28 protein-coding genes are annotated in these 25,548 nt (G+C 60.0%); 6 read left to right on the forward strand and 22 right to left on the reverse strand.

Annotated features, from left to right (window positions below):
- Positions 1-5 precede the first annotated feature (5 nt).
- The 3 genes from fliP to fliR are packed head-to-tail and all read left to right on the forward strand — an operon-like array spanning position 6 to position 1,851.
- Positions 6-770, forward strand: a complete 765-nt coding sequence (gene fliP, locus ACL2XF_RS10180) for a flagellar type III secretion system pore protein FliP (RefSeq protein ID WP_413728530.1) — start codon at positions 6-8, stop codon at positions 768-770.
- A gap of 23 nt (positions 771-793) precedes the next feature.
- Positions 794-1,063 (forward strand): flagellar biosynthesis protein FliQ, encoded by a 270-nt coding sequence (fliQ, locus tag ACL2XF_RS10185; protein WP_410015396.1) that lies wholly within the window; start codon positions 794-796, stop codon positions 1,061-1,063.
- Between the two features lie 2 nt (positions 1,064-1,065).
- Positions 1,066-1,851 (forward strand): flagellar biosynthetic protein FliR, encoded by a 786-nt coding sequence (gene fliR, locus ACL2XF_RS10190; RefSeq protein ID WP_410015397.1) that lies wholly within the window; start codon positions 1,066-1,068, stop codon positions 1,849-1,851.
- A 110-nt stretch (positions 1,852-1,961) separates the two neighbouring features.
- On the opposite strand, the gene flgL is transcribed toward fliR, so the two are convergent.
- From flgL to flgB, 11 genes are all read right to left on the reverse strand, one after another.
- Positions 1,962-2,927, reverse strand: a complete 966-nt coding sequence (gene flgL, locus ACL2XF_RS10195) for a flagellar hook-associated protein FlgL (protein ID WP_410015398.1) — start codon at positions 2,925-2,927, stop codon at positions 1,962-1,964.
- Between the two features lie 48 nt (positions 2,928-2,975).
- Positions 2,976-4,622, reverse strand: coding sequence for a flagellar hook-associated protein FlgK (gene flgK, locus ACL2XF_RS10200; protein ID WP_410015399.1), 1,647 nt, complete (start codon positions 4,620-4,622; stop codon positions 2,976-2,978).
- Between the two features lie 141 nt (positions 4,623-4,763).
- The gene (gene flgJ / locus ACL2XF_RS10205) at positions 4,764-5,738 is read right to left on the reverse strand and encodes a flagellar assembly peptidoglycan hydrolase FlgJ (protein ID WP_410015400.1); all 975 of its coding nucleotides are present in this window, start codon (positions 5,736-5,738) and stop codon (positions 4,764-4,766) included.
- A complete protein-coding gene (locus ACL2XF_RS10210) occupies positions 5,738-6,802 on the reverse strand; it encodes a flagellar basal body P-ring protein FlgI (RefSeq protein ID WP_410016564.1) in 1,065 nt (354 codons plus the stop codon). Before ACL2XF_RS10210 ends, flgJ begins: the two co-directional genes overlap by 1 nt.
- A gap of 93 nt (positions 6,803-6,895) precedes the next feature.
- Entirely contained in the window at positions 6,896-7,522 is a 627-nt protein-coding gene (locus ACL2XF_RS10215) for a flagellar basal body L-ring protein FlgH (RefSeq protein WP_410016565.1), read from the reverse strand.
- 270 nt (positions 7,523-7,792) lie between these two features.
- Complete coding sequence (gene flgG, locus ACL2XF_RS10220; protein WP_410015401.1) at positions 7,793-8,575, reverse strand: flagellar basal-body rod protein FlgG; 783 nt, start codon at positions 8,573-8,575, stop codon at positions 7,793-7,795.
- 19 nt (positions 8,576-8,594) lie between these two features.
- Entirely contained in the window at positions 8,595-9,353 is a 759-nt protein-coding gene (locus ACL2XF_RS10225) for a flagellar basal body rod protein FlgF (protein ID WP_410015402.1), read from the reverse strand.
- 21 nt (positions 9,354-9,374) lie between these two features.
- A complete protein-coding gene (gene flgE / locus ACL2XF_RS10230; RefSeq protein WP_410015403.1) occupies positions 9,375-10,580 on the reverse strand; it encodes a flagellar hook protein FlgE in 1,206 nt (401 codons plus the stop codon).
- A 57-nt stretch (positions 10,581-10,637) separates the two neighbouring features.
- Positions 10,638-11,306, reverse strand: coding sequence for a flagellar hook assembly protein FlgD (flgD, locus tag ACL2XF_RS10235; RefSeq protein WP_413728531.1), 669 nt, complete (start codon positions 11,304-11,306; stop codon positions 10,638-10,640).
- 12 nt (positions 11,307-11,318) lie between these two features.
- The gene (flgC, locus tag ACL2XF_RS10240; protein WP_410015405.1) at positions 11,319-11,723 is read right to left on the reverse strand and encodes a flagellar basal body rod protein FlgC; all 405 of its coding nucleotides are present in this window, start codon (positions 11,721-11,723) and stop codon (positions 11,319-11,321) included.
- 7 nt (positions 11,724-11,730) lie between these two features.
- Entirely contained in the window at positions 11,731-12,141 is a 411-nt protein-coding gene (gene flgB, locus ACL2XF_RS10245; RefSeq protein ID WP_410016566.1) for a flagellar basal body rod protein FlgB, read from the reverse strand.
- 195 nt (positions 12,142-12,336) lie between these two features.
- On the opposite strand from flgB, the gene flgA reads away from it, so the two are divergent.
- The 3 genes from flgA to ACL2XF_RS10260 all read left to right on the forward strand — a co-directional run bounded on the left by flgA (position 12,337) and on the right by ACL2XF_RS10260 (position 13,929).
- Entirely contained in the window at positions 12,337-13,083 is a 747-nt protein-coding gene (gene flgA, locus ACL2XF_RS10250; RefSeq protein WP_413722610.1) for a flagellar basal body P-ring formation chaperone FlgA, read from the forward strand.
- A 96-nt stretch (positions 13,084-13,179) separates the two neighbouring features.
- Positions 13,180-13,476 carry a flagellar biosynthesis anti-sigma factor FlgM gene (gene flgM / locus ACL2XF_RS10255; protein ID WP_410015407.1) on the forward strand — a complete coding sequence of 99 codons (297 nt, stop codon included), beginning with the start codon at positions 13,180-13,182 and terminating at the stop codon, positions 13,474-13,476.
- A 9-nt stretch (positions 13,477-13,485) separates the two neighbouring features.
- On the forward strand, positions 13,486-13,929 hold the full coding sequence (locus ACL2XF_RS10260) for a flagella synthesis protein FlgN (RefSeq protein ID WP_413722609.1): 444 nt from the start codon (positions 13,486-13,488) through the stop codon (positions 13,927-13,929).
- On the opposite strand, the gene ACL2XF_RS10265 is transcribed toward ACL2XF_RS10260, so the two are convergent.
- From ACL2XF_RS10265 to cheW, 11 genes are all read right to left on the reverse strand, one after another.
- The gene (locus ACL2XF_RS10265; protein ID WP_413728532.1) at positions 13,919-14,548 is read right to left on the reverse strand and encodes a flagellar protein FlhE; all 630 of its coding nucleotides are present in this window, start codon (positions 14,546-14,548) and stop codon (positions 13,919-13,921) included. The two genes, ACL2XF_RS10260 and ACL2XF_RS10265, sit on opposite strands and share 11 nt — an antisense overlap.
- Positions 14,545-16,632, reverse strand: a complete 2,088-nt coding sequence (gene flhA / locus ACL2XF_RS10270) for a flagellar biosynthesis protein FlhA (protein WP_410015410.1) — start codon at positions 16,630-16,632, stop codon at positions 14,545-14,547. The genes ACL2XF_RS10265 and flhA overlap by 4 nt, the downstream gene beginning before the upstream one ends.
- Position 16,633: 1 nt before the next feature.
- Positions 16,634-17,776 (reverse strand): flagellar biosynthesis protein FlhB, encoded by a 1,143-nt coding sequence (flhB, locus tag ACL2XF_RS10275; protein ID WP_410015411.1) that lies wholly within the window; start codon positions 17,774-17,776, stop codon positions 16,634-16,636.
- Positions 17,777-17,924: 148 nt separating this feature from the next.
- Positions 17,925-18,566, reverse strand: coding sequence for a protein phosphatase CheZ (gene cheZ / locus ACL2XF_RS10280; protein ID WP_410015412.1), 642 nt, complete (start codon positions 18,564-18,566; stop codon positions 17,925-17,927).
- 12 nt (positions 18,567-18,578) lie between these two features.
- A complete protein-coding gene (gene cheY, locus ACL2XF_RS10285; protein WP_410015413.1) occupies positions 18,579-18,968 on the reverse strand; it encodes a chemotaxis response regulator CheY in 390 nt (129 codons plus the stop codon).
- A 40-nt stretch (positions 18,969-19,008) separates the two neighbouring features.
- Positions 19,009-20,055 (reverse strand): chemotaxis response regulator protein-glutamate methylesterase, encoded by a 1,047-nt coding sequence (locus ACL2XF_RS10290; protein ID WP_410015414.1) that lies wholly within the window; start codon positions 20,053-20,055, stop codon positions 19,009-19,011.
- Positions 20,052-20,912 (reverse strand): protein-glutamate O-methyltransferase CheR, encoded by an 861-nt coding sequence (gene cheR, locus ACL2XF_RS10295; protein ID WP_410015415.1) that lies wholly within the window; start codon positions 20,910-20,912, stop codon positions 20,052-20,054. The genes ACL2XF_RS10290 and cheR overlap by 4 nt, the downstream gene beginning before the upstream one ends.
- A 34-nt stretch (positions 20,913-20,946) precedes the next feature.
- Positions 20,947-22,566 carry a methyl-accepting chemotaxis protein gene (locus ACL2XF_RS10300; protein ID WP_413728801.1) on the reverse strand — a complete coding sequence of 540 codons (1,620 nt, stop codon included), beginning with the start codon at positions 22,564-22,566 and terminating at the stop codon, positions 20,947-20,949.
- A 40-nt stretch (positions 22,567-22,606) separates the two neighbouring features.
- The gene (locus ACL2XF_RS10305; RefSeq protein ID WP_413728533.1) at positions 22,607-24,277 is read right to left on the reverse strand and encodes a methyl-accepting chemotaxis protein; all 1,671 of its coding nucleotides are present in this window, start codon (positions 24,275-24,277) and stop codon (positions 22,607-22,609) included.
- 213 nt (positions 24,278-24,490) lie between these two features.
- On the reverse strand, positions 24,491-24,634 hold the full coding sequence (locus ACL2XF_RS10310; protein WP_413728534.1) for a hypothetical protein: 144 nt from the start codon (positions 24,632-24,634) through the stop codon (positions 24,491-24,493).
- 416 nt (positions 24,635-25,050) lie between these two features.
- Positions 25,051-25,548, reverse strand: coding sequence for a chemotaxis protein CheW (gene cheW / locus ACL2XF_RS10315; RefSeq protein ID WP_410015417.1), 498 nt, complete (start codon positions 25,546-25,548; stop codon positions 25,051-25,053).

A 25,548-nucleotide genomic window follows, 5' to 3' on the forward strand; every position in this document is an offset into this window, starting at 1 on the left:
GCCCGATGAACAGGTTGTGTCTCTGCCGGCCCGGAAACGGCCGGCTTATCGTTCTTGGGCTGGCGCTGCTGGCCTTCGCCCCGTGCGGTTGGGCGCAACTGCCCGGCATTATCAGCCAGCCGCTGGCGGGCGGCGGGCAAAACTGGTCGCTGCCGGTGCAGACGCTGGTATTCCTTACCTCGCTGACCTTTATCCCGGCCGCGCTGCTGATGATGACCTGCTTTACGCGCATCATTATCGTGCTGGGCTTGCTGCGCAGCGCCATCGGCACGCCTTCCGCGCCCCCCAACCAGGTTTTGCTGGGGCTGGGGCTGTTCCTGACTTTTTTTATTATGGCGCCGGTATTCAATACCATTTACGACGAAGCCTACTTGCCGTTAAGCGAAAACAAAATCAGCATGCAGGCCGCGCTGGAAAAAGGGGCGCAGCCGCTGCGCGCCTTTATGCTGCGCCAGACGCGCGAAGCGGATCTGGCCCTGTTTGCCCGGCTGGCCAAGGCGCCGCCGCTCGATGGCCCGGAAGCGGTGCCCATGCGCATCCTGCTGCCGGCTTATGTCACCAGCGAGTTGAAAACCGCCTTTCAGATCGGGTTTACCATTTTTATTCCCTTCCTGATTATCGATTTGGTGGTCGCCAGCGTACTGATGGCGCTGGGCATGATGATGGTGCCGCCCGCCACCATCTCCCTGCCCTTTAAACTCATGTTATTTGTGCTGGTGGACGGCTGGCAGCTGCTGCTGAGTTCTCTGGCGCAGAGTTTCTATACTTAACCCTTAACAAGACAGGCAAGATTATGACGCCGGAATCGGTAATGGCTCTGGGCCACGAGGCAATTTTAGTGGCGCTGGCGCTGGCCGCCCCGCTGCTGATGGCCGCCCTGTTCAGCGGCCTTATCATCAGCCTGCTGCAGGCCGCCACCCAGATCAATGAAATGACGTTATCGTTTATCCCCAAAATACTGGCGGTGGTGGCCACCATCGTGATTGCCGGTCCCTGGATGCTCAACCTGATCCTGGACTATATGCGCACGCTGTTCACCAGCCTGCCCGCGCTCGCCGGCTGACGATGCTGCAACTGGATACCACGCAGCTCGCGTTCTGGATCGGCCAGTATTTCTGGCCGCTGGTGCGTATCCTGGCGCTTATCGGCACCGCGCCGCTGTTTAGCGAAAAAATCATTCCTGCGCGCGTCAAGCTTGGCCTGGGCCTGATGGTGACCCTGGTGCTGTCGCCCGGCCTGCCGCCCATCAACACGCCGTTGTTTTCCATCGCCGGGTTTTGGCTGGCGACGGAGCAAATCCTGATTGGCACCGCGCTGGGGCTGACCATGCAGTTTGCTTTTGCCGCCATCCGCATGGCCGGCGAAGTGATAGGTCTGCAGATGGGGCTGTCCTTCGCCACCTTTTTCAACCCGGCCAGCGGCCTGAATATGCCGGTGCTGGCGCAATTGCTTAATCTGCTCTCCCTGCTGGTGTTCACCAGCCTGAACGGCCATCTGTGGATGCTTTCACTGCTGGCGGACAGCTTCCATTCCCTGCCGGTATCCGGCCTGCCGCTGAACGCCAACGCGTTTATGGCGTTATGCCGCGCCGCCGGCATGATTTTCATCAACGGCCTGATGCTGGCCCTGCCGATGATTACGCTGCTGCTGACGCTGAATATCGCGCTCGGCCTGCTGAACCGCGTTTCGCCGCAGCTGACCGTGTTTGTGGTGGGTTTTCCGCTCACCCTGACCATCGGCATCCTCACCTTCGGCCTGCTGCTGCCGCTGCTGGCGCCCTACAGTGAAAAACTGATGGGGGAAACCTTCGATTTGCTGGCGGATATCCTGGCGGAAATGCCCAAGGGATAAAAAAAGGTATGCCATCCGTCGTTACCCGAATGGCATACCAACAGGGCCGGCACACATGATTACCCGCCCAAAATTACCCGCCAGAGCCACCGGACGGGTTTGGTGCCTGGTTATTGATTGGTCTGGAACAGCGACAGCTTCTGCATGGCGTTAAACGTGGCGTAGGACGCCTGCAGCGCCACCTGCTGTTTGCTGTAATCGGAAATCACCTGGTAGGGGTCCGCGCCAATCAAATCGTTAAGCCGGGTGGTATAGATAGTGGTCCGGTCGGTGCCGATGGTATCGAGCGTGTCCAGTTCATTGAGTTTGCTGCCTGTCGACGACTGCACCGACAAGACGTTATCCAGCGAGTTGGCCATGCCGCGCTGGGCCTTGGCCATATCGGCGGTGTACTGGGCGCGGGTGGCGTCATCCGCGTCGTCCTGGGGCGTGTTCAACGCGTTCAGCGCCAGGTTGATGGAATTGAATACGTTGGTTTCACTGGCAGTACTGTCCGGTTCGACGGTATAACCGGCGGCCAGACTGTCAAAAACCGTCTTGCCGGTATCGCCGATAGTCATGGTGCGGCTCGAATCCACGTCCTGGCTGACCGGCTCGGTGCCGCCGACGTAGGTGACGTTGCCGTCGGCATCCTGCACAAATGGCGCGGTCTCGGTCTTGTAGCCGGCGAACATATAGTTGCCGTTGGAATCTTGGGTATTGGCCAGCGTCAGCAGCTGATCCTTATAGGATTGCAGCTTGGTCGCCAGCGACTGCCGGTCCGAATCGCCCTGGGTACCGTCCCCGGCCTGCACCAGCAGCGTCTGGATACCCTGGATCGCGGTGGTCACCTGATCGAGAACGGTGCTCTCCAGCGACAGGCTGGCCTCGGATGTGCTGCGCGCCGCGGAATATTGCGCACCCTGCGCCTGCATCTGGTTGACGGCCACAGCCTGCGATGCGGCGATGGGATCGTCGGCCGGGGAATTCACCCGGTTGCCGGTGGCCAACTGGGTGCCGGTGGCCTGCCATTTGCCGTAGGCGTTGGTAATGCTGTTCAGATTCTGCTGATAAATCATGCTGGTACTTAAACGCATGGTGTTTATCCTTTCCGCTTAGACGTAAATGAGTGGCCCGCGGGCCGTTTAACTGAGCGCCGACAACAGCGAATTAAACACATCGCTGGCGGTATTGAGCACTTTGGCATTGGCCTGGTAATACTGCTGATAACGCGTGAGGTCGATATACTCCTCATCCAGGTTAACGCCCGAGATGGATTGTTGCCGCTCGGTCAGTTGATCGACGATATTGGATTGCGCGGTGCTGGTCACGTCGGCGTTGCTGGTACTAGTACCGATATTGCTCACAAGCGTCGCGTAGGCCGTGCTGATCGTCGCCGTTCCGCCGATCACTTTGGTGGTTTGCAGCGCCAGCAGCGCCTTCGCGTTGCGGTTGTCGCTTTCACCGCCGGCGCTGTCGTCGAGACCGGCGGCAATCTTGGCCGGGTCGGTAATCGCCACGTTCAGGCTGTTGATGACATTGCTGACGGTATTGATAGTGTATTTATCGTTGCTCGCCGCCCCGCTGCTGATGGCGACGCTAAGCCCGTCGAAACTCATGGTGGTGTTGCCCGCGGCGTCGGTGACGGGCGCGGGCGTGAGGGCGACGGCAGCACCGTCGCTGGCGCGCGTTACCTGCCAGGCGCCGCCGGAATATTTGACATTATAATCACTGGCCTTGACCGCGCTGGTATCGCTGTAGGTGACGGTCATCACCGCGGTGCCGGTATTTTTGCTGTTGGCGCTGACGGTAGGGTCGCTGAAGCTGAAAAAATCCTCACCGGCATCGCCGTTAAGATCAACACCGAGTTTATGCGTCTCATTAAAGCTGCCGGCCAGTCCCAGGGCAATCTGGCCGAGGCGGTTGCGGGCATCGTCCAGGGCGCCGGAGCGGAAGCTGAGCAAACCGCCGACGCTGCCGGTGGTCAGACTTTTTTCATCAATTTCGCTGGGGGTGCCGGTGCCACGGTCGTAGGCAAGGGTGCTGCGCGACGGGTCGGCGCTTGACGTCACCGCCTTGACCTGGTAGGCGCTGCTGCCCTGCACCAGCGTCAGGCCGTTGCCGAAGGTCAGGTTAACCGAATTATTATCCTGGACGCTGGCCGTTACCCCGACGATGCCGTTAAGCTCGCTGACCAGTTGATCGCGCTGATCCAGCAGGGCATTGGACGTGTCGCCCCCGCCCTGGCGCACGATTTGATCGTTAAGATTGGCGATTTGCTTGGCGTAAACGTTGATCTGATCGGCGCTGGAGGAAAGCTGCTGATTGATGCCGTCGTCCATATTCTGCAGATAGGTGTTGGCGCTTTTAAACTGGTTGACCAGGCTTTGCGAGCTGCTGATCACCGTCTGGCGCGCCGCGTTGTCCTGCGCGTTGCTGCTCAGCGACTGGATACTGCTGAAAAACGTGCTGACCATGGTGGACAGATCGCTGTCGGTGTTCGACAGCAGGGTGTTGATTTGCGAAATCTGGTCGTAATAACTGCTGGAGGCGGCATAAGTGGACGACGCGGAGCGCAGCTGGTTCACCACCAGGGAATCATAAGCGCGGCTGACGCCGGTCACCGAGACGCCGTTGCCGGAAATGCCGCTGGTCAGTTTTTCCGACAGCTGCGCAGTCTGGCGATTATAACCCGGGACGTACACATTGCTGATGTTGTTCGCCACCGCGTTCTGCGCGGCCTGCGCGGCCTGGATGCCGCTGGAGGCAATATTCACTAACGTATTGGACATCGTTTTTCCTTATGCCGGGGAGACGATGACGCCCGGTTCACCTGCGACGGCGCGCTCCACCCTTTATATCTATATATCTATATCGTCCGCACCGGGACAAACTTGAGCGCCGCGGCAAAAAAACCACGCGCCCCCGCTCGCCTAGAACAGCCCGCCCAGATCGCTACCGTAGGATTTGGCCGCCTCCTGGGCGCCGTGCTTCAATTGGGTGATAATCCGGATAAGCTTGGCGGCGTAGGCCGGATCGGTGGCGTAGCCGGCGCGCTGCAGCGCATAGGCCCCGGCCTCCGGCTGGACGGCGTTCACCACCTCGCGATAACGCGGGTTGTCCGTCAGGACATGAATATAGTCGCCCAGGGCGTCCAGGTAGGAGTCATAGACCCGGAATTTCTGCTGCACCTTGACCGCCTGGCCGTTCTGGTATTCCGTCGTGGTGATGGTGGTGGTCTTGCCCTGCCAGTCGTCGGACGCTTTGATGCCGAACAGGTTGAAGCTGGTCTTGCCGTCGCCGGCGGGAATTTCCCGCTTGCCCCAGTCTGATTCCAGCGCCGCCTGCGCCATAATCAGGTGATGGGGAATGCCGCTTTGCCGGCTGGCAATCATCGCCGGGATCGACAGGCGTTCGGTAAAACTTGCCCCGCCGGGCGTTGCCGCCACCGGCGCCGGCGCGGATTGCTGACGATCGCGTCGCCAGTATTCTCCCAGCAGCGCGGGCGACATAAATTGCGCGTTGATGACGTTGGCGCTGACCGGCGTATCGGCCTGGGAAAGGGCTGCGGGAACGGGATTTTTCGCCGCCTCCGCCGCGGCGTTCTGACCGCCAAGCTGTTTAACCATCATATCCGCCAGGCCTAGCCCCTTGGCGGTGAGCTGTTGGGACATCTGCTGGTCGTAGAGGCTGGTGAACAGTTCCGTTTGGTCGCTTGAGAATACCCCGCCCTTGGGCAGCGCGGCGCGCATGCTTTTCAGCATCATCTGTACAAACAGACCCTCCACCTGTTTCGCCACCGCATTCAGCGCCTGCGGCGAGGACTGCGCCGCCTGGTTATGCAGCTTTTGCAGCGACTTGACGTCATAGGCGGCGGATGAAAAATCGGTGGTGGCGTTAAGCTCCATCAGATGATCTCCAGCGTCGCCTGGAGGCACCCGGCGCTGTGCATAGCCTGCAAAATCGACATCAGGTCATTGGGCGTGGCGCCCAGGGAGTTAAGGGTACGGATAACGTTGTTCAGGCTGGCGCTGGAAGTGACCTGCTGCAGCGAGCCGCCGCTTTGGTTAACCGAAATCTGCGTTTGATTGGTCACCACCGTTTGGCCGCCGCCAAACGGGGTATCCGGCTGGCTGACGTTTTGCTGGTTATTCACCACCACCGACAGGTTGCCCTGGGCCACGGCGCAGGTGTCCAGCATCACGTTACGGTTCATCACCACCGAACCGGTGCGTGAATTGATAATCACCTTGGCATCCATCTCACCCATGGCAATATTGATATCCTGGATTTGCGCCAGGAAACGGACCTGGCTGCTGTTATTGGCCGGCATCTGCAGCTCGATAGTGCGCGCATCCAGGGCGCGGGCGATCCCCATGCCGTTCTGGCCGTTAATGGCGTCGCTGATGCGCTGCGCCAGGCTGAAATTTTCCTGCTTGAGCTGCAGCGTCAGGACGCGGCTGGCGCCGAAGGTACTGGGCAGCTCGCGCTCAATCACCGCGCCGTTGTTAATGCGCCCGCCGGCCAGCTGGTTGATTTGCACTTTGCTGCCGCCGGACGAGGCGCCCGAGCCGCCCACCAGCAAATTGCCCTGCGCCAGGGCATAGACCTGGTTATCCGATCCCTTTAGCGGCGTCATCAGCAACGTGCCGCCGCGCAGGCTTTTAGCCGATCCCATGGACGAAACCACGATGTCGATATTCTGGCCGGCGCGCGCAAACGCCGGGAAATTGGCGGTCACCATTACCGCAGCCACATTTTTCAGCTGCATATTGGTGCCGCTGGGGACCGTAATGCCCATCTGCGAAAGCATATTGGTCAGACTTTGGGTGGTAAACGGCGTTTGCGTGGTCTGGTCGCCGGTGCCGTCCAGCCCCACCACCAGCCCGTAGCCGATCAAGGGGTTATCGCGAACACCCTGAATATCCACCAGATCGCGCAGGCGCTCCGCGCCGGCCGGTTGTAGGCACATTGCCAGCGCCAGCGCGCAGGCGAGATACCGCCCGGCGATGGCGGCGGTTAACCGTAAGGGTAAAGTTGAAATCCGCATGGTGCCGGCCGCCTGTTAAAAGGGTGAAATATTAAGGAAGAAGCGCTGCAGCCAGCCCATTTCCTGCGCTTCGTTGATATAGCCTTTGCCGACGTATTCGATGCGCGCGTCTGCCACCTGGGTGGATACCACCGCATTGTTGCCGTTAATGGTGCGCGGGTTGACGATGCCGGAAAAACGAATATATTCGGCGCCCTGGTTAATGGCGATCTGCTTTTCGCCCACGACTTTCAGGTTGCCGTTGGCCAGTACCTGCTGCACGGTCACGGTAATAGTGCCGGTAAAGGTATTTTTGGCGGTGGCGCCACCCTTGCCGTCAAAATCATTGGTGCCGGCGGCGTCCAGATCCACCTTGCCGTTGCCGATGGCGCCGGTCAGCATGGCGGGCGTGGTGGCCAGGTTGAGCGTATTGGACGACTTGCGCGCCGTATTGGCGGAGGAGCTTTTGCTGGCGCTGACGTTTTCCTGCAAGGTGATGGTCAGGATATCGCCGACGTTGCGCGGCCGCCGGTCCTCGAACAAGGGCTGGTAACCGTAGTTCATCGGCTGCACCGCCTGGAAAATCGATCCATTGGCAATGGGCATTGAAGCCGGCGCCGGCTGGGCGCTGGTTTCGCCTTCCACCAGGTTTTTATGGGGCATATACGCACAGCCCTGCAGCGTCAACAGGCCGAGCGCCGCCAGTACGCGCGCCAGAGGCCGGCCCGGAAACGCCGGCCTGGCTGCTGGCGATGCAAAGGTACTCTTTTTCAGTTTCATATGACCTGTCTATCCTGGCCGGCAAATCAGCCGCCGCGAAGCGCGGTTAATAGTGACACCGTCACTTAAAAAAATCCGCCATAGTCGGCAATATGTTACGTTGTAACGAAATGCTGATTTAATGTTACAACGTAACCTATGCCTTTACCCGATTTAGAGCTGCGTCAGCTTTTGCAGCATGGCATCAGAGGCGGTAACGGCTTTGCTGTTGATTTCATAAGCGCGCTGCACCTGGATCATGTCCACCAATTCCTCCGCCACATTGACGTTGGAGGTTTCCACGTACCCCTGGTACAACAATCCGACGCCATTCTGGCCCGGCGTGGATTCATTCGGCGCGCCGGAGCTGTCGGTTTCCTGATAGAGATTTTCGCCCAGGCTCTGCAAACCGGCCTCGTTGATAAAATTACTCAACGTGAGCTGGCCGACCTGGCTGGCGGCGGCCTGCCCCTGGGTGGTGACGCTCACCACCCCGTCACGGGCCACTGCGACGGTCAGGGCATTTTCCGGCACGGTAATCGCCGGCTGGATAAGATAGCCGCTGGAGGTCACCAACTGGCCGTTTTGATTGACCTGGAACGAACCGTCGCGGGTATAGGCGGTGGTGCCGTCGGGCATTTGCACCTGAAAAAAGCCTTTGCCGTTAATGGCGACGTCTTTGGTGTTTTCCGTCTGCTGAAGATTGCCCTGGCTGTGCAGGCGTTCGGTAGAGACAGGCCGTACCCCGGTGCCCAGCTGTAATCCGGAAGGCAGGGTGGTTTGTTCCGACGACTGCGCGCCAGGCTGGCGTACCGTTTGGTACAGCAAATCCTCGAATACCGCCCGCTGGCGTTTAAAGCCGTTGGTGCTGACGTTCGCCAGGTTATTGGAAATCACATCCATATTGGTCTGCTGTGCATCCAGACCCGTTTTGGCAATCCATAATGAACGGATCATCCGTTAATACTCCCGAAAATTAGCTAAGTGAAAGCAGCTGGTTGGCATGCTCCGCGTTTTGATCGACATCGGCGATAACCTTCATCTGCATTTCGAAACGCCGGGCGCTGCCAATCATATCCACCAGGGTTTCCGCGGTGTTGACGTTACTGCCTTCAAGCACGCCGGGCATGACCTTAATGGTCTCGTCGTTGGGCAAGGTTCCTCCCGTCGCGGCGCTGGCGGCGGCGGTAAGATGAAATAAGCCGTCGTCGCCGCGCTCCAACTGGCTGTCGTCGGCGGGTTTAACCCGCTTAAGCTGCCCTACCGGCCCGATGGTGTTGGGCGCGTCGCCGTCGCCCAGCGCCGAAACGGTACCGTCGGCCGCAACCGTAATGGCCGATTGGGTCGGCACCGTCAGCGGACCGCCTTGCCCCATGACGGGATATCCCTGGATCAGCAATTGGCCGGTAGCGTCCACCTGCATATTACCGTTACGGGTATAGGCCTCGGTGCCGTCGGGCAGTTGCACCGCCAGCCAGCCCTGATCCTGAACCGCCACATCCAGGGGGCGATCGGTGTTATCCAATGGCCCCTGGGTCATCAGCGCGCCGGGGGTCGAGGCGACCACCAGCGTGCGCGTCGGCAGGGTCTGGCCCTCGATGGGCACCGCCCGCATGGCGAACAGCTGCGCGCGAAACCCCGGCGTCGAGGCGTTGGCCAGGTTATTGGTAATGATCGCCTGCTGGTCAAGAGTCTGGCCGGCGGCGCCCATAGCGGTATAAATTGCGTGATCCATTGGCTTATTCCGTCAGAGTGGTCAGCTTAAGTTGACCAGCGTTTGCATAATCGTGTCCTGCGCCTTGATGGTCTGCGCGTTCGATTGATAATCGCGCTGGGCGACAATCAGATTGACCAGCTCCTTGCTCAGATCGACGTTGGAGCTTTCCAGCGCTTCCGGGGTCAGCGAACCGAAATTACCGCTGCCGGCGGTGCCGACCACGGCCTGCCCTGACGCGGACGTGGCGGTCCAGACGTTATTGCCGTCGGATTTCAGCCCCTGCGGATTGGCGAAGTTGGCCAGCACGATTTGTCCCAGCAACTGGTTCTGGCCGTTGGAGTAGGTGCCGGTGATGGTGCCGTCGTCATTGATGGCATACTTGGTCAGGTCGCCGGCGTAATAACCGTTCTGATCCTGGCCGCTGACGCTGCTGGTCGTGGTGTACTGCTGCTGGGAACCCTTAAAGCTGATATTGAATGCGCCGGCGAGGGAGCCGTTAACGCCGCTCATAGCGACATTAAAATTATCGGTGCCGGTCAGTTGGCCGTTGGTGTCGAAGGACATGGTGCCAAGATCGTCGACCGTGCCGGTGCTGTCGCTGCCGTCGATGCTATGCACTTTCCAGGTGTTATCCGCGGTCTTGACAAAATAAAAGCTCATATTATGCGGATTGCCGAGACTGTCGTAGGTGGTCAGCGGCTGCGCGAAACTATAGGAGGTGGTATCGGCGGCGCTGAACTTGGTGTCGTCGAGTATCGCCGAGCCGGAGTTGAGTTTCAGCGTCATAGAGCCGGTGGTGGTGGCTTTCGCCGTCATGCCGGTGGTCGGGATGGTGAGATTAACCGGATTGGCGCCCTGCTGTATGGTCGGCGGCGTGCCGGTGGCGGCATAGCCGGTCACGTTCAGACCGCTGGTGGTAACCAGGTTGCGCTCAGGATCCAGATGCCAATCGCCGTTTCGGGAGTAATACACCGAACCGCTGGCGTCCGTCAGGCGGAAAAAGCCGCTGTTGGAAATCGCCACGTTCAGATTATTATCGGTGGTGTTCACCGTGCCGTCCTTGAAATTCTGCGACACCGAGGCCACCTTGACCCCCAGCCCCACCTGGGAGCTGGCGTAGACATCGGCAAAGGACACGGAAGCTGATTTAAAGCCGCTGGTTTCGGAGTTGGCGATATTGTTACCGATAACGTTTAAATTATTTGAGGCGGCATTCAACCCGCTGACCGCTTGTGAAAAACCCATTTGACTCTCCTGTGGTAAAAACACCCGGCCTGCCGCGCTCGACGGCGCCCGTGCCCATTAGATGATTTGACGAACCTTATCCAGCGTGATGTTGCCGGCCAGGCCAAGGTTCAGCTCCGTGCCGCCGGTGGCATTGTTGTTCACGCCATAGACCGCGGCGTATTGCAGCGGCGTGCTCACCACGCTGGCGCCAGCCGCCGTTGTCGCGGCCACCGTGAAGGTGTAGGCCCCTTCCGGTACGGCGGCGCCGGCATCGTTGGTCCCGTCCCAGGAAAAGCTATGCACGCCGGCGGTCTGCGCGCCGAGATCGACGGTGCGCACCACGGTGCCGGCGGAATCCTTAACGGTGACGGTGGTGGCGGCGGACGCATTATCCAGCGACACGCCGAACGGCGTGGTGGAGCTATCGGCGCCCACCAGAATGCCGCTGCCGTCGATCATCACGCCGTGGCCGACCAGGGTGGACGCCTGCAGCGACTGGCTGGTGGTCAACTGACCGGAAATCGACCCCAGGGTGGTATTGAGGTTTTCAATGCCGCTGAGGGTGCTTATCTGCGCCAGTTGCGTGGTCAGTTGCGCGTTGTCCATGGGATTGGTCGGGTCCTGGTTTTGCAACTGCGCCACCAGCAGCTTCAGAAACTGATTCTGCAGGTCTGCGCTGCTGCTACTGGTACTGGTGGCGGCGGATGTGGCGGTGGTGTTATTGGTGTTAACGGTGGTGCTCATGGGTTGCTCCGATTATTGACCCAGCGTCAGGGTTTTTTGCATCAGGGTTTTGGCGGTGTTCAGCACTTCAATATTGGCCTGGTAGCTGCGCGAGGCAGACATGCTGTTCACCATCTCATCGACCACGTTGACATTCGGCATCCGCACATAGCCTTTTTCATCCGCCATGGGGTTGCCCGGCTGGAAGACCAGTTTCTCCGCTTCCGACGATTCCACCACCCCGCTGACCTGCACGCCCCCTATTTCTTGCCCGGCGGGCGCCGCGACCTGGAACACCACTTCCTTGGCATGGTAGGGCTGGCCGTCCGGCCCGGTGACGCTGTCCGCGTTGGCCAGGTTGCTGGCGGCCACGTTCATCCGCTGGGATTGCGCGGTAAGCGCCGATCCGGAAATAGCAAAAATCGAAGTCATACCCATGGGCTATTTACTCCTGTAGCACCGACATCATGTTTTTAATCTGTCCGCCCAGTACCGTCAGGTCGGTTTGATATTGCAGGCTGTTTTCGGCAAACTGCGTTCTTTCGCGATCCATGTCCACGGTATTGCCGTCCAGGGCCGGCTGGTCCGGCACGCGGTATAATAGTTCCCTGGCGGCGGGGGTGGAGGTGGACGCCTCGATATGGCGCGTCGACGTGGTGGTCAACGACAGTGAGTTGCCGCTGGCGCGTCCCTGGGTGATCGCTTTGTTTAATTCGCTGGCAAAATCGATATCGCGCGCCTGATAGCCCGGGGTATCGGCATTAGCGATATTGGCGGCAAGAATTTCCTGACGCTGCGCGCGCAGGTTGAGGGCTTCCTGCTGGAATTGCAGGGCGGCATCAAGCTTATCAATCATCATTATCCTAAGAAGGCTATACTGATTTATGCTTGCCAGCTTAGACGCAACATTCCCTTCCCTATCGTTGGAATAAGCATGAATTGCAGTGCTAATTTACCCATTGGCGGCAAACGGGGACCGGTACACTTGTTTTCCGGGGTTATCGCGCAAAGAGGCGGGTAACAGCAATTCCTCCACCGACAAGGTCATGGCGTGAGCGGACAAAACAGACAACAGCCGGAGGGCGAACCCACGCGGGCGCCGGCGGGCGGTGCTTGGCGTATGGCGGCGCGGCGCGTAGCCAACGGTTTTTTGTATGGCATGGCGGGCGCCCTGCTGTTGTCCACCGGCGCCCGGGCGGCCGATCGCCTTACCGAGGGACTGACCGATTTTTTGCTGCGGCAATATGCCTCGCCGCCGGTCGAGCTGAAGGTGGTGGTAAAAACGCCGGCCGCCCGCCGGCCGGACTGCGAGCAGCCGCAGTTTTCATTGCCCGCCAATAATCGCGCCCGGGGGAATATCAGTGTCCAGGTGATCTGCGGCAATCAAAAACGCTATGTGCAGGCCGAGGTGCAGGTCACGGATCGCTATCTGGTCACCGCCCGCGCCATTTCCGCTAACCAGACGCTGGCGCAGGGGGATGTTGTCTGGCAGACCGGGCGCGTGGACAACATGTCCGTGACGCCGCTCACCGACATGGCCTGGGTCTACGGAAGTCTCAGCGAACGCGCCCTGGGCAGCGGTCAGGTATTGACCGCCGCCATGCTGCGTCGTCCCTGGCTGGTCAAAACCGGCCAGCCCGTGCAGGTCACGGCGCAGGGCGATGGATTTTCGGTGCAAGGCACCGGCAAGGCGATGGGCAACGCGGCGGTCAACGATCGCCTGCGGGTGCGGATGGAGTCCGGCCAGATGGTCGTCGGCCAGGTTACCCCTGATGGCGGCATCCGCATTGAGCCTTAACGGCCGCGCTGATTAAAAATTAAAGCTTTGGGTAATTTGACCGATAATTCAGGATAAGCCTTTAGCACCATTTATCCCCTACCTAAGCGAGATTGTATGAGTATTGAAAGTACGCGCCCGATACGACCCCTGTCCACCCTGCCGGGTAACGACCAGGGTACTGTCCAGTCGCCGAAAGCCAAGGCCGCCGCTCCCGCCGTCACGCCCGGCGAAGAGACGCGGGTTAAGCTGAGCGATGCCCAGGCGCAACTGCGCCAGCCCGGCAGCAATGACATCAACGTCGCCAAGGTGGAAAGCCTGAAGCAGGCGATCCGCAACGGCGAATTAAAAATAGATACCGGCAAAATTGCCGATGCGCTGATAGCGCAAACGCAATCGATGCTGGATGAATAAGCGACCGCCATGAACGAACTGGAACAGATCTGCGCCCGGATGCTGGGTATTTTGCAGCAATTGGAACTGACCCTGGTGGAAGAACAGCGTTTACTGAGCGCCGGCCAGGTGAATACGGCGTTGCTGCACCGGGTGACGGAAAACAAAAACGAGCAGTTAACCACCCTGCAGTATGTGGATCACCACCGCCAGCAGCAGGCGCAAGCCAGCGACGCCGGCAATCCTCCTTATGAGCCGCATCCCGGCCTGCACCGGATTTGGCTGGCCATCACGCGCCTGACGGAAGATCTCAGCCGCAATAACTACCGTAACGGTTTATTGCTGGCGCAGCACCTTAAGCATAACGATCAGGTATTATCGGTATTGGATGAATATCAAACCCAGCGCCGCATGTACGGCCCCGACGGCCAGGCCCTGGGCGGCAGCGCGCTCGGGCGCAAATTCAGCGTTTAATGTCTCCCTGGTAATTCACCAGCACCTGGTAGCGGTTTACTATCAGCGGTTGATTTATCACCCCGCGCCCAGCGACTTGTATCAATAGCGTCACCGGATTGTCCGCAGGCTGGCCAGCCATGGCGTCGCTGCGCCCGGCCAGGCCGTCCAGATAAACACATTTCCCCGGCATGCAGAGCGCCAGAACAACCTGTGACGGCAATGGCCGCCCGGTTTCTATCCGCCAGTTGATCGACGTGACGCGCACCCCGGCCGGTAAAGGCGCGAAGGGGCGCATCGGCGGGCTGCTTTTGGCGCTGCCGCGCTGGGAAAGCACCAGCATTTGCCCTGTCCCCTGCCATCCTCCCTGCGCGCCGCCCTTGATCTGATGGCCAAAACCCGCGGGGGCGTCCGGCGCCGCGCGCCGCGCGGCAAGATCCGCAGGCGGCATACGGACAGGGCCCGTACCGCCCCCCGGCGCCACCACTCGCGCGCTGATGCCAAGCGCCGCCCCGGCGGCCGGCACGCCATTGCCCAGTGCGGGCATGGCGGCGGCCAGCGGCGCCAGGCCGGTTAGCGCGCCCGCAATCAGATACCCCGCCAGCGGACGACGCCTGATTCGCTGCCGCCGCCCGGTCACTGGGTGGCGCCCAGCATGGAGGTCATGCGGATTTGCCGCTGGTCGCTGACCTCCAGGTTAGAGAGCACCGCCATCTGCGGCAAGGTGCGGCGCAAAAAGCGCGCCAGCAGCGGGCGCAGGCTATGGTTGACCAGCAATACCGGCGGCGCGTTCAGGTTTTCCTGCTGCGCCAGTACGTCCCTGGCCTGGGCCAGTACGCGATCCGCCATGCCCGGCTCCAGCCCGCCGCCGCTTTGCAACGCCTGCAGCAGGACGCGCTCCAGCGCCAGATCCAGGCCGATGACCTGGATTTCGCTGTCGCCCGGAAACCAGCGCTGGGTAATGGCCCGTCCCAGAGCCACCCGCACCACGACCGTCAGCTCCGCCGGATCTTTTTGTACCGGGGCATGTTCGACCAGGGTTTCGATAATAGTGCGCATATCGCGGATCGGCACGCTTTCCGCCAGCAGGTTTTGCAATACCTTATGGAAAATCGTCAGCGACAGGGTGCCGGGAATAAAGTCTTCGGTCAGTTTCGGCATTTCCTGGGTGACGCGTTCCAGCAACTGCTGCGTCTCCTGGCGGCCCAGCAATTCGCTGGCATGGATGCCGATCAGATGGTTGAGATGGGTGGCCACCACCGTACTGGCCTCGACCACGGTGTAGCCTTGTATCTGCGCCTGCTCTTTCAGGGCGCTGTCAATCCAGACCGCCGGCAGGCCGAACGCCGGATCGCGGGTCACGTCGCCGGCCAGTTCCCCCGCCGCGCCGCCGGGATTAATCGCCATCCAGCGGCCGGGGTAGGCCTCGCCGCGCCCCATTTCAACGCCTTTCAGCAGGATGCGGTAACTGGCGGGCTGCAGCTCCAGGTTATCGCGGATATGCACCACCGGCGGGAGATAACCGGTTTCCTGGGCGAATTTTTTGCGGATGCTGCGGATACGGCCCAACAGCTCGCCGTTCTGCTGGAAATCCACCATGGGGATCAGACGGTAACCCACCTCCATGCCCAACGGATCCTCCAGTTGCACATCGCTCCAGCTGGCTTCCTTGGCGAAGGCGTTTTCCTGCTGCGCCACCGCGGGCGGCGCCTCGGCCGCGGGACCGTCCATGGTCTTGCCACGCAGCCACCAGGCCAGTCCCAGCAGCATGGCGGTAAAGAATAAAAACACCAGGTTGGGCATACCGGGAACCAGCCCGAGCAGCCCCAGCACGCAGGCGCTCAGCAGCATCACCCGCGGATTATTGAACAGCTGGCCGACCATTTGCTGGCCGACGTCCTCGTTGCTGCCCACGCGGGTGACGATAACGCCCGCGGCGGTGGAGATCACCAGCGCCGGGATCTGCGCCACCAGGCCGTCGCCGATGGTCAGCAGGGTATAACTTTCCGCCGCGTTGCCCAGGCTCATGCCGTGCTGGATCATGCCCACCAGCAGCCCGCCGATCACATTGATCACCATGATCATCAGGCCGGCGATGGCGTCGCCGCGCACAAATTTACTGGCCCCGTCCATGGAGCCGTAGAAATCAGCTTCCTGAGTCACTTCGCTGCGCCGGCTCTTAGCTTCCTCCTCGCCGATCAGGCCGGCGTTGAGGTCGGCGTCGATGGCCATTTGTTTGCCGGGCATGCCGTCGAGCACGAAACGCGCCCCAACTTCGGCGATACGTCCCGCCCCCTTGGTGATCACCATAAAGTTGATCACCACCAGGATAATAAACACCACGATACCAATGGCGAAATTGCCCCCCACCAGGAAATGGCCAAACGCCTCGATGACCCGGCCCGCCGCCGCGGTGCCGGAATGGCCGTGCAGCAGGATGATGCGCGTCGAGGCGATGTTCAGGGACAGCCTGAGCAGAGTGGAAAACAGCAGGATGGTGGGAAAGGCCGCGAACTCGAGGGTTTTGCGGGTAAACATCGCCACCAGCAGCACCATGATCGACAGGGCGATATTAAAGGTAAACAGCAGATCCAGCACCAGGGCCGGCAACGGCAGCACCATCATCGACAGGATCATGAGAATCAATACCGGCCCGGCCAGGATCTGCCATTGGATAGTCTTGAAATTCGAAGGCAAACGTAACAATGCTACCAGATTGGCCATATCACTCTTTCTCGTGGGCAAAATCCAGTGCCGCCGGCACCGGTAAATGTTCAGGTTTTTTCGGAATCAGGCCGCCCTGGCTGCGCCAGCGCTTGAGCTGGTAAACCCAGGCCAGCACCTCGGCCACCGCCGCGTACAACTGGGCCGGAATGGCCTCGCCGATGTCGCTGTGCCGGTACAACGCGCGGGCCAGCGACGGCGCCTCCAGCATCGGCACATGATGGGTTTCCCCCAGCGCGCGGATGCGCATGGCGATATCGCCGGCGCCTTTGGCCACCACCTTCGGCGCGCTCATTTTACTGTCTTCATAACGCAGCGCGACGGCGTAATGGGTCGGGTTGGTGATGATAACGTCCGCCGCCGGCACGTCGCGCATCATGCGCCGGCGCGACATGGCGCGCTGCTGCTGGCGAATATGGTTTTTGACGTGCGGGTCCCCTTCCTGGTCCTTGAACTCGTCGCGGATTTCCTGGCGGGTCATGCGCAGCTTCTTGACATGGCTCCACAGTTGCCAAAAGGCGTCGAACGCCACGATGGGAATAAATGACAGGATAACCATCAGCGCGCAGGTGGCGATCAGGCCCAGGGCATCCCCCAGCGCCGCGATCGGCGATTCCAGCACCAGATGCAGCATGCGCGGCCAGTTATGCCACAGGAACCAGCCGGTGACCCACCCCGCCAGCAACGCTTTCAAAATGGCCTTGAACAGCTCCGACAGCGACTGGGCGGATACCACCCGTTTCAGGCCCGGCAGCGGATTAAGTTTTTTTAAATCAAATTTTATCGAGCCGGGATTAAACATCACCCCGCCCAGCAGCGACGGCGCTACCAGCGCCATCACCACCAGTCCGGCAAACACCGGCAGCAGCGCCCAGACGGTTTGGCCGATAAGCGATTCCACCTGGAACAGGATTTGCCGGTCGTCGCTGATAATACCGTGGTCAAAGCGCAATCCCTGGGCCAGCATCGCCGCCAGCTGACGCGCCAGCGGCTCGCCGCCCATCCATAACACGGCCAGCCCGGTCACCAACATCAATACCGAGGTTAATTCACGCGATCGGGGGATCTGTCCCTCTTCACGAGCCTTCTCCAACCGGTGGGCGGTGGGGGCCTCGTTTTTTTCCTGATCGCTGTCTTCCGCCATCACTGTTCCCGAATGCGTTTTGCCATGGGCATTATCTTGCTAGCATGACAAATTACGCCCGGACCGATGGCGGGAACAGCGCGTTAAAGCGACGGTTATTTGGCGCATAGGCGTAGCCCGGACGACGGTCCGGGCCGGGAGAAAGGATTTAAAAACCGAGGCTGTCGAGCAGGTCGTCCACCTGGCCCTGGTTGGCCACCACGCCGTCGACGCTGTGATCAAGCTGCGGGCCGTTAAGCAGGCCGTCGCTGGCGCGTTTGCCCTGCGCCGGCTCCGGCATATTTTCCAGCAACACCATCAGCAGCTGCTTTTCTATTTCCTGGATCACATCCATCATGCGCTTGATCACCTGGCCGGTCAGATCCTGGAAGTCCTGCGCCATCATGATCTCCAGCAATTGGGCATGGGTAAAGGCGGTATGGCCGGGCACCTCGGCCAGGTAGTGCCGGGTATCGGTCACCAACTCGCGCGCGTCGGCCAGCTCAATGGGGCTGTCGAACCACTGGTCCCAGCGGGTGGTCAGCCCCTTGGCGCCACGTTCCATGGCGGTCTGCCGTGGTTGCGCCGCCTCGACGCAGTTCAGCGCGCGCTCAGCCGCCTGGGCGGTCATCTGCACCACGTAATCCAGCCGGTCGCGGGCGTCGGGGATGGCTTCGGCGGCCTGGGCGATGGCCTGGTCGAGGCCCAGTTCCTTCAGGCTGTCGCGCAGCATACGCGTCAATTGTCCGATACGGGAGATGATATCCGTGGCGGTGGCGTTAACATTCGGCATGGTCGGTGTATTATTCATATCCCCTCCTGATTACATCCCCAGCTTTTCGAAGATCTTATTAAGCTTTTCTTCCAGTGTCGCCGCGGTAAACGGCTTAACCACATAGCCGCTGGCGCCCGCCTGCGCGGCGGCAATGATATTTTCCTTCTTGGCTTCCGCGGTCACCATCAGCACCGGCAGCGCGGCCATCGCGCCATCGGCGCGGATATTCTGCAGCAGGGCCAGTCCATCCATATTCGGCATATTCCAATCGGAAATGACAAAATCAATCTTGTTGGCGCGCAGCTTGGTGAGAGCGTCGACGCCATCCTCGGCTTCGTCCACATTGTTAAAGCCAAGTTCCTTTAGCAGGTTACGGACGATGCGACGCATTGTCGCGAAATCGTCCACCACCAGAAACCTGAGTTCTTTGTCCGCCATACCTACTCCTGTTATTAACATGTAACCCGCTCGCGGGCCGCTAAATACGTAATGCCTGACCGCTGCTGATTTGCGCCATCATTCTCTGGCTCATCTGATGCAGCGGCACGGTTTCGTTGCTGGCGCCCATGGCAATCGCCTCGCGCGGCATGCCGAACACCACGCAGCTGGACTCGTCCTGCGCCAGGGTATAGGCGCCGGCGTTGCGCATCGCCAGCATGCCGGCGGCGCCGTCATTGCCCATGCCGGTCAGGATCACCCCGACGGCGTTGCGCCCGGCGAATTGCGCCACCGAATGAAACAGGACGTCCACCGATGGGCGGTGCCGGTTGACCGGCTCGCCGTCATGCAGCCGGATCTGGTAGTTGGCGCCGCTGCGGGCCAGCTCCATATGCCGGGCCCCGGGTGCGATATAGGCGTGCCCCGGCAATATCCGTTCGCCGTCCTCGGCTTCCTTTACCGTTATCTGGCAAAGCTTGTTCAACCGTTCGGCAAAGGAGCGGGTAAATCCCGGCGGCATATGCTGGGTAATCAGCAGCGCCGGGCTGTTGGCCGGCAACGGCTCCAGAACGTGGCGGATCGCCTCCGTTCCGCCGGTGGACGCGCCGATGGCAATCAGCTTCTCGCTGCTCAGCAGCGGGACATGGATGATCGGCGCGGCATCGGTCGAGCGCCGCTGCGGCAGCCTGGCGCGGGAGGCGGTGCGGATCTTCTCGGCAATGGCTTCGCTATAGGCCAGCATGCCGTCGCGCAGGCCGGTCTGGGGTTTGGTCACAAAATCAATCGCCCCCAGCTCCAAAGCCCGCAGGGTGATTTCCGAGCCGCGCCCGGTCAGTGACGACACCATCACCACCGGCATCGGCCGCAGGCGCATCAGTTTTTCCAGGAAATCCAGCCCGTCCATGCGCGGCATTTCCACATCCAGCGTCAGCACTTCCGGGTTTAATTTTTTAATCAGATCGCGGGCCACCAGCGGATCGGGCGCGGTGGCCACCACTTCCATATCGGGAAAACCATTAATGATTTCAGTCATTAATTGGCGCATCAGCGCGGAATCATCTACGCAAAGCACTCTGATTTTTCTCATATTCTTTCCTTAGTAAGCTGATAGACCGTTTGTCCGCGCAGCTTGAAATCCTGGCTTATCTGACTAAAATTTTCCGAATGGCCGGCAAACAGCAACCCGCCGGGCTTCAGCAACGGCGCGAAGCGGCGCAAAATGCGCTCCTGCGTCTCCTTATCAAAATAAATCATTACATTACGGCAAAATATCGCGTCGAAAGGCCCGGGCAACGCCCACTCTGCCGCCAGCAGGTTCAGGTACTGAAACCGCACCATGGCGTTCAGTTCGGGCCTGACCCGCGCCAGCCCGTCATGGGGACCGGTGCCGCGCAGAAAGAACCGCTGCCGCTGCACGGTGCTCAGCCCGCGCAGTTCTTCATGGCGGTACACGCCGGCGCGGGCTTTGTCCAACACCTGGGTATTGATATCGCTGCCGATAACCGACACCTGCGCCAGCGAACCCGTCAGGGTTTCCATCAGCGTCATGGCGATGGAATAAGGCTCCTCGCCGGTGGAAGCCGCGGTGCTCCAGACGCTGTAGGGTCCCGGCCGCTCCTTGGCGTGCCGCGCCAACACCGGGAAATGGTGCTGTTCACGGAAAAAGGCCGTCAGATTGGTCGTCAGCGCATTGACGAATATCTCCCACTCCGGCCCCTTGACATCGGCATCCAGCAGCGCCAGATAGGTGCCGAAGTCCGCTATATTCAGCGTACGCAGCCGCCTGACCAGGCGGTTATACACCATCTCCCGCTTATGGCTGGCCAGCACAAGGCCGGCCCGCTGGTAGATCAATTGGCAGATGCGCTGGAAATGCACATCGGATAAGGGCACCTGTTGTGCCCAGTTAGACCATTTTGCGGCAATTTCAGCTTGGTTTGACATAGGGTTTCTCGCTGCGCCGCGCTTGCGTTTGGCGTTAGGTTATGGACCCGAGTTGCCGGGTGCTGAGGTCTGAAGCCAATGGTTCATCCTGGTTTTCCTGCAGCTCATGCTGCGTTAGCCTGAATACCCGTACCGCCTGCATTAATGCTTCCGCCTGTGATTCCAGCGCATGGCCGGCGGCGGCTGATTGTTCCACCAGAGACGCATTCTGCTGGGTTGCCGCGTCCATTTGATTGACGGCGGTGGCGACCTGTTCAATGCCCCGGCTTTGCTCATCCGACGCCGAGGCGATTTCACCCATGATATCGGTGACACGGGCCACCGAACGCACGATTTCATCCATGGTTTCACCGGCGGAGGCCACCAGCTCCGATCCCTGCTGTACCCGGGTCGCCGACTCGTCAATCAACCCCTTGATCTCTTTGGCCGCCTGGGCGCTGCGCTGCGCCAGGCTGCGCACCTCGCCCGCCACCACCGCGAACCCGCGGCCCTGCTCGCCCGCGCGTGCGGCTTCCACCGCCGCGTTCAGCGCCAGTATATTGGTCTGGAAGGCGATGCCGTCTATCACGCTTGTGATATCGCTGATTTTGCGCGAGCTTACGGCGATATCGGCCATGCGTTTAACCACGTTGCCGGTCAGCGTGCCGCCTTTTTGCGCGGTGCTGGATGCATCGCTGGCCAGTTTGCTGGCCTGGCGGGCATTTTCGGCGTTCTGCTTCACCGTCGAGGTCAGTTGCTCCATGCTGCTGGCCGTTTCCTCAAGCGCCGCAGCCTGTTGTTCGGTACGTGACGACAGGTCGTTATTGCCGCTGGCGATTTCCTGGATGCCGCTAAGCATGGCATCGGTGCCCTGGCGTACGGTCATCACCGTTTGCGCCAGTTCATCGCGCATCGTCTCCAACTGATGAAACAGCTGGCTGATTTCGTTGCGTCCGCTGACCTCGATACGGTTACCCAAGTCGCCGCCGGCAATGGCGTTGAAATGGCCGCTCATTACGGCCAGCGGCCGCAGCAGCATACGTTTCAGCCACATCAGGGCCACCAGCGTCAGCAGCGCGGTCATGCCGGTCATCAGCCCCAGCATCCAGCCCGAACGGCCATAGGCGATGCGATTTGCCTCGCTGGCTTCGCCAATCACCCCGGAAAGCTGGGTCATATAGGTGTTGTACTGCAGTTCGAACGCATCCTGGAACTTCTGCGTGGGCTGGCCCATAAAGGCCTGGACATTACCGTTGTCCAGCATCTCTATCGCCTCATGCATCGCCTGGTCGAATTCCTTGAAACTCTTCACGGTCTTGACGCGCAGCGCCTGCTCCGCTTCGTTGTCCGCCGGATAGGCGTTGAATTCCTTAAACACCGCTTCCCCATGGCTCAGCCTTTTTTTGGCGTCCGCCATCAGGGGCAGGATCTGCTCAAGCGGCGTATAAGACGCAAAACGCGTTGCCGCCCGGTTCAGGGAATTACGGGTTTGCAGCATCTCCGACCAGCTCATGCTTAGCGAGTTACGTTTCAGGTTGTCCGCCTCTACCTGATGAAAGTTCTCGCTGCTGCGCCTGAAATTTTCAAACGAGAGTCCGCTGCTGACCAGCTGCATCAGGCCAAAGATCAAAACAATCATGATCAGGCTGGTGGAAATCCGTATACGCGTTAACATCATTAACCTCATGCCGGTGTGTGGCTTATATAATGCGTAGTTAGAAGGTTTCCCAATTTTCCTGCGACGTGCTTTCCGTGGTTTTTTTTGCCGTCGCGGACGACGGCGTTTGCGGCAGAGGGACCACCGCCTTTTCCGTCGCGGGCACCACCGCCGTCTCCAGCCGGAATACCGACACGGCCTGGGTCAACAGGCCGGCCTGCGCTTCCAGTTGGGCAGCGGCCTGGGCCGACTGCTGCACCAGGGCGGCATTCTGCTGCGTGGTGCGATCCATTTCCGCCACCGCCTCGCCCACCTGGTCGATACCGTGGCTTTGCTCATCGGACGCGGAAGAAATTTCGCCCATGATATCGGTCACGCGTGTCACCGCGTCGACAATCTCCGACATGGTTTCGCCGGCGCTTTCCACCAGCGCCGAACCCACGTCGACACGATTAACCGAATCGTCAATCAGTCCCTTGATTTCCTTCGCCGCCTGGGCGCTGCGCTGCGCCAGACTGCGCACCTCGCCCGCCACCACTGCGAATCCGCGCCCCTGCTCCCCGGCGCGCGCCGCCTCTACCGCCGCGTTCAGGGCCAGGATATTGGTCTGGAAAGCAATGCCGTCGATAACACCAGTAATATCGGCTATCTTCTGCGAACTTCCGGCAATTTCATGCATGGTAGTGACCACGTTATCCACCACCTTGCCGCCCTTTTGCGCGGTTTCCGACGCGCTCAGAGCCAGTTGCCGCGCCTGACGGGCATTCTCGGCGTTCTGTTTCACCGTGGCGGTCAACTGCTCCATGCTGGCGGCCGTTTCCTCCAGCGCCGACGCCTGCTGCTCGGTGCGCGCGGACAAATCGTTATTGCCGGCGGCGATTTCGCCGGCGCCGCTGTAAATGGCGTCGGCGCTTTGGCGCACGGTATGCACGGTGGCGGTCAGCGCATGCTGCATATCCCGCAGGCTCTCCGCCAGCATGCCCATTTCATTACGGCTGTTTAATGTCAGCGCCTGGGTAAGATCGCCCGCGGCGATACCGCGGATATGGCTTATCAGATAGCGCAGCGGATGCAGCAAGATGCGGCGGATGCCGACCCACACCAGCAGGGAAATCAGAATAAAAATGACCAGAACACCGCCCAGCACGCCGAGGGACTGGTTATAGGACTGCTGGTTCATGTCCACCGCGTCGTTATAGAGGCGGATATTCCCGGCCAGGTAACGGCCATAGGTATCCTCGAAATTATTTTGCACCGCCTGGGTAGGCTGCGCGTAAAAATCAACGATATTGCCGTTGCTCAATTGGGTATTGAGCTCAGCCAACGCGGAATGCAGGGCATCATAGCGCTGTTTCATGGCCTGAATATTGGCTTCGTCCTGCCCTTCCTCGCGCGGCATCGCCATGAAATTACCGAAGGTCTGCTCCGAACGCCGCAGGGTCCCCACCGCTTCGGATAATAATTCGGTCACCGTTGCGCCGCTGCCCATTTTATTCTCGTCCATCAGGTAACGCACCGCCGCCCGGTTAAGGGTATTACGGGTCTGGACCAGGGCAACCCAACTGGCGCTCAGCGCGGTCTGCTGCTTACGCAGATTCTGATACACGCCAAAATAGTGCTGATCTTGTTTCAGCGAATGATAAAACACGCCTCCGGAGGAGAGTTGTAATAAACAAAAAATTATCAACACAAGAACTAAGCCGGTCACTACTCTTATTCGGTTAAACATGCCTGTTTTCCCACTACAACTGGTGCTAATTGTATCGGCAGGCAACCGCCAAACTTTACCGCTATCGTCAGAAATTAGCGCCAGGCCCGCGAGCACCCAGTACCAAACCGAGCCTGTTCAAGGAATAGCGTGCCAATGGGGTCGAATTGGCCTGCCCAACCGAGCGCCCCATGGCACGGTATGCCCGCCAGCACCGGGCCTAAAACAAACGTGTTAAAGGGAGAGCGTGCCGATGGGGTCGAATTGGGCATGGTGTTCCTGCCCAACCGAGGCCCCATGGCACGGTATGCCCGCCAGCACCAAACCTAAAGCAAACGTGTTAAAGGGAGAGCGTGCCGATGGGGTCGAATTGGGCATGGTGTTCCTGCCCAACCGAGGCCCCATGGCACGGTATGCCCGCCAACACCGCGCTTAAAGCAGACGTGTTCAAGGGAGAGCGTGCCAATGGGGTCGAATCGGGCGTGATTTTCCCGCCCGACCGAGGCCCCATGGCACGGTATGCCCGCCAGCACCGGGCCTAAAGCAATCGTGTTAAAGGGAGAGCGTGCCGATGGGGTCGAATTGGGCATGGTGTTCCTGCCCAACCGAGGCCCCATGGCACGGTATGCCCGCCAACACCGGGCCTAAAACAAACGTGTTAAAGGGAGAGCGTGCCGATGGGGTCGAATTGGGCATGGTGTTCCTGCCCAACCGAGGCCCCATGGCACGGTATGCCCGCCAGCACCAAACCTAAAGCAAACGTGTTAAAGGGAGAGCGTGCCGATCGGGCTTATTTACGCCATGGCGACGCTATCCACCAGCGCCATTTCCTCGCTATTCAACAACCGCTCAATATCCACCAGGATAAGCATCCGTTCGCCCAGCGACCCCAGGCCCGTCAAATACTCAGTCGCCAGGGTCACGGCAAATTCCGGCGCCGGGCGGATCTGCTCGGCGGTCAACGACAGCACGTCGGAAACGCCGTCGACAACAATGCCCACCACCCGCTGGTACAGGTTCAGCACAATCACGACCGTATTGTCATTGTACATAACATCCGACTGCGCGAACTTAATGCGCAGATCCAATATCGGCACAATCACGCCGCGCAGATTGGTAACGCCTTTGATAAAGGCCGGCGTATTAGCGATCCGCGTCACCTGATCATAACCACGGATCTCCTGTACCTTCAGGATATCAATACCATATTCTTCATCGCCCAGCGTAAAGATCAGAAACTCCTGACCCACGGTTTCTCCGTTCAGCGCGGTGACGCTTGCAAGTCCTGCCAT

The sequence above is a fragment of the Sodalis sp. RH19 genome (assembly GCF_047324215.1).
Classification (GTDB): domain Bacteria; phylum Pseudomonadota; class Gammaproteobacteria; order Enterobacterales; family Enterobacteriaceae; genus Acerihabitans.

What these genes read in the sequence shown, in the direction of transcription:
- cheY (WP_410015413.1), bottom strand. Translation starts at nt 18,968, where the DNA reads ATGGCGGACAAAGAACTCAGGTTTCTGGTGGTGGACGATTTCGCGACA.
- flhB (WP_410015411.1), bottom strand. Translation starts at nt 17,776, where the DNA reads ATGGCGGAAGACAGCGATCAGGAAAAAAACGAGGCCCCCACCGCCCAC.
- fliR (WP_410015397.1), top strand. Translation starts at nt 1,066, where the DNA reads ATGCTGCAACTGGATACCACGCAGCTCGCGTTCTGGATCGGCCAGTAT.
- flgD (WP_413728531.1), bottom strand. Translation starts at nt 11,306, where the DNA reads ATGAGCACCACCGTTAACACCAATAACACCACCGCCACATCCGCCGCC.
- fliP (WP_413728530.1), top strand. Translation starts at nt 6, where the DNA reads ATGAACAGGTTGTGTCTCTGCCGGCCCGGAAACGGCCGGCTTATCGTT.
- ACL2XF_RS10290 (WP_410015414.1), bottom strand. Translation starts at nt 20,055, where the DNA reads ATGAGAAAAATCAGAGTGCTTTGCGTAGATGATTCCGCGCTGATGCGC.
- ACL2XF_RS10210 (WP_410016564.1), bottom strand. Translation starts at nt 6,802, where the DNA reads ATGTGCCTACAACCGGCCGGCGCGGAGCGCCTGCGCGATCTGGTGGAT.
- ACL2XF_RS10305 (WP_413728533.1), bottom strand. Translation starts at nt 24,277, where the DNA reads ATGTTTAACCGAATAAGAGTAGTGACCGGCTTAGTTCTTGTGTTGATA.
- flgB (WP_410016566.1), bottom strand. Translation starts at nt 12,141, where the DNA reads ATGATTGATAAGCTTGATGCCGCCCTGCAATTCCAGCAGGAAGCCCTC.
- cheR (WP_410015415.1), bottom strand. Translation starts at nt 20,912, where the DNA reads ATGTCAAACCAAGCTGAAATTGCCGCAAAATGGTCTAACTGGGCACAA.
- ACL2XF_RS10215 (WP_410016565.1), bottom strand. Translation starts at nt 7,522, where the DNA reads ATGCCCCATAAAAACCTGGTGGAAGGCGAAACCAGCGCCCAGCCGGCG.
- flgL (WP_410015398.1), bottom strand. Translation starts at nt 2,927, where the DNA reads ATGCGTTTAAGTACCAGCATGATTTATCAGCAGAATCTGAACAGCATT.
- flgE (WP_410015403.1), bottom strand. Translation starts at nt 10,580, where the DNA reads ATGGGTTTTTCACAAGCGGTCAGCGGGTTGAATGCCGCCTCAAATAAT.
- flgJ (WP_410015400.1), bottom strand. Translation starts at nt 5,738, where the DNA reads ATGGAGCTTAACGCCACCACCGATTTTTCATCCGCCGCCTATGACGTC.
- flgC (WP_410015405.1), bottom strand. Translation starts at nt 11,723, where the DNA reads ATGGGTATGACTTCGATTTTTGCTATTTCCGGATCGGCGCTTACCGCG.
- flgG (WP_410015401.1), bottom strand. Translation starts at nt 8,575, where the DNA reads ATGATCCGTTCATTATGGATTGCCAAAACGGGTCTGGATGCACAGCAG.
- cheZ (WP_410015412.1), bottom strand. Translation starts at nt 18,566, where the DNA reads ATGAATAATACACCGACCATGCCGAATGTTAACGCCACCGCCACGGAT.
- ACL2XF_RS10225 (WP_410015402.1), bottom strand. Translation starts at nt 9,353, where the DNA reads ATGGATCACGCAATTTATACCGCTATGGGCGCCGCCGGCCAGACTCTT.
- flhA (WP_410015410.1), bottom strand. Translation starts at nt 16,632, where the DNA reads ATGGCCAATCTGGTAGCATTGTTACGTTTGCCTTCGAATTTCAAGACT.
- flgK (WP_410015399.1), bottom strand. Translation starts at nt 4,622, where the DNA reads ATGTCCAATACGTTAGTGAATATTGCCTCCAGCGGCATCCAGGCCGCG.
- cheW (WP_410015417.1), bottom strand. Translation starts at nt 25,548, where the DNA reads ATGGCAGGACTTGCAAGCGTCACCGCGCTGAACGGAGAAACCGTGGGT.
- ACL2XF_RS10300 (WP_413728801.1), bottom strand. Translation starts at nt 22,566, where the DNA reads ATGTTAACGCGTATACGGATTTCCACCAGCCTGATCATGATTGTTTTG.
- flgM (WP_410015407.1), top strand. Translation starts at nt 13,180, where the DNA reads ATGAGTATTGAAAGTACGCGCCCGATACGACCCCTGTCCACCCTGCCG.
- fliQ (WP_410015396.1), top strand. Translation starts at nt 794, where the DNA reads ATGACGCCGGAATCGGTAATGGCTCTGGGCCACGAGGCAATTTTAGTG.
- ACL2XF_RS10310 (WP_413728534.1), bottom strand. Translation starts at nt 24,634, where the DNA reads ATGCCCAATTCGACCCCATCGGCACGCTCTCCCTTTAACACGTTTGCT.
- ACL2XF_RS10260 (WP_413722609.1), top strand. Translation starts at nt 13,486, where the DNA reads ATGAACGAACTGGAACAGATCTGCGCCCGGATGCTGGGTATTTTGCAG.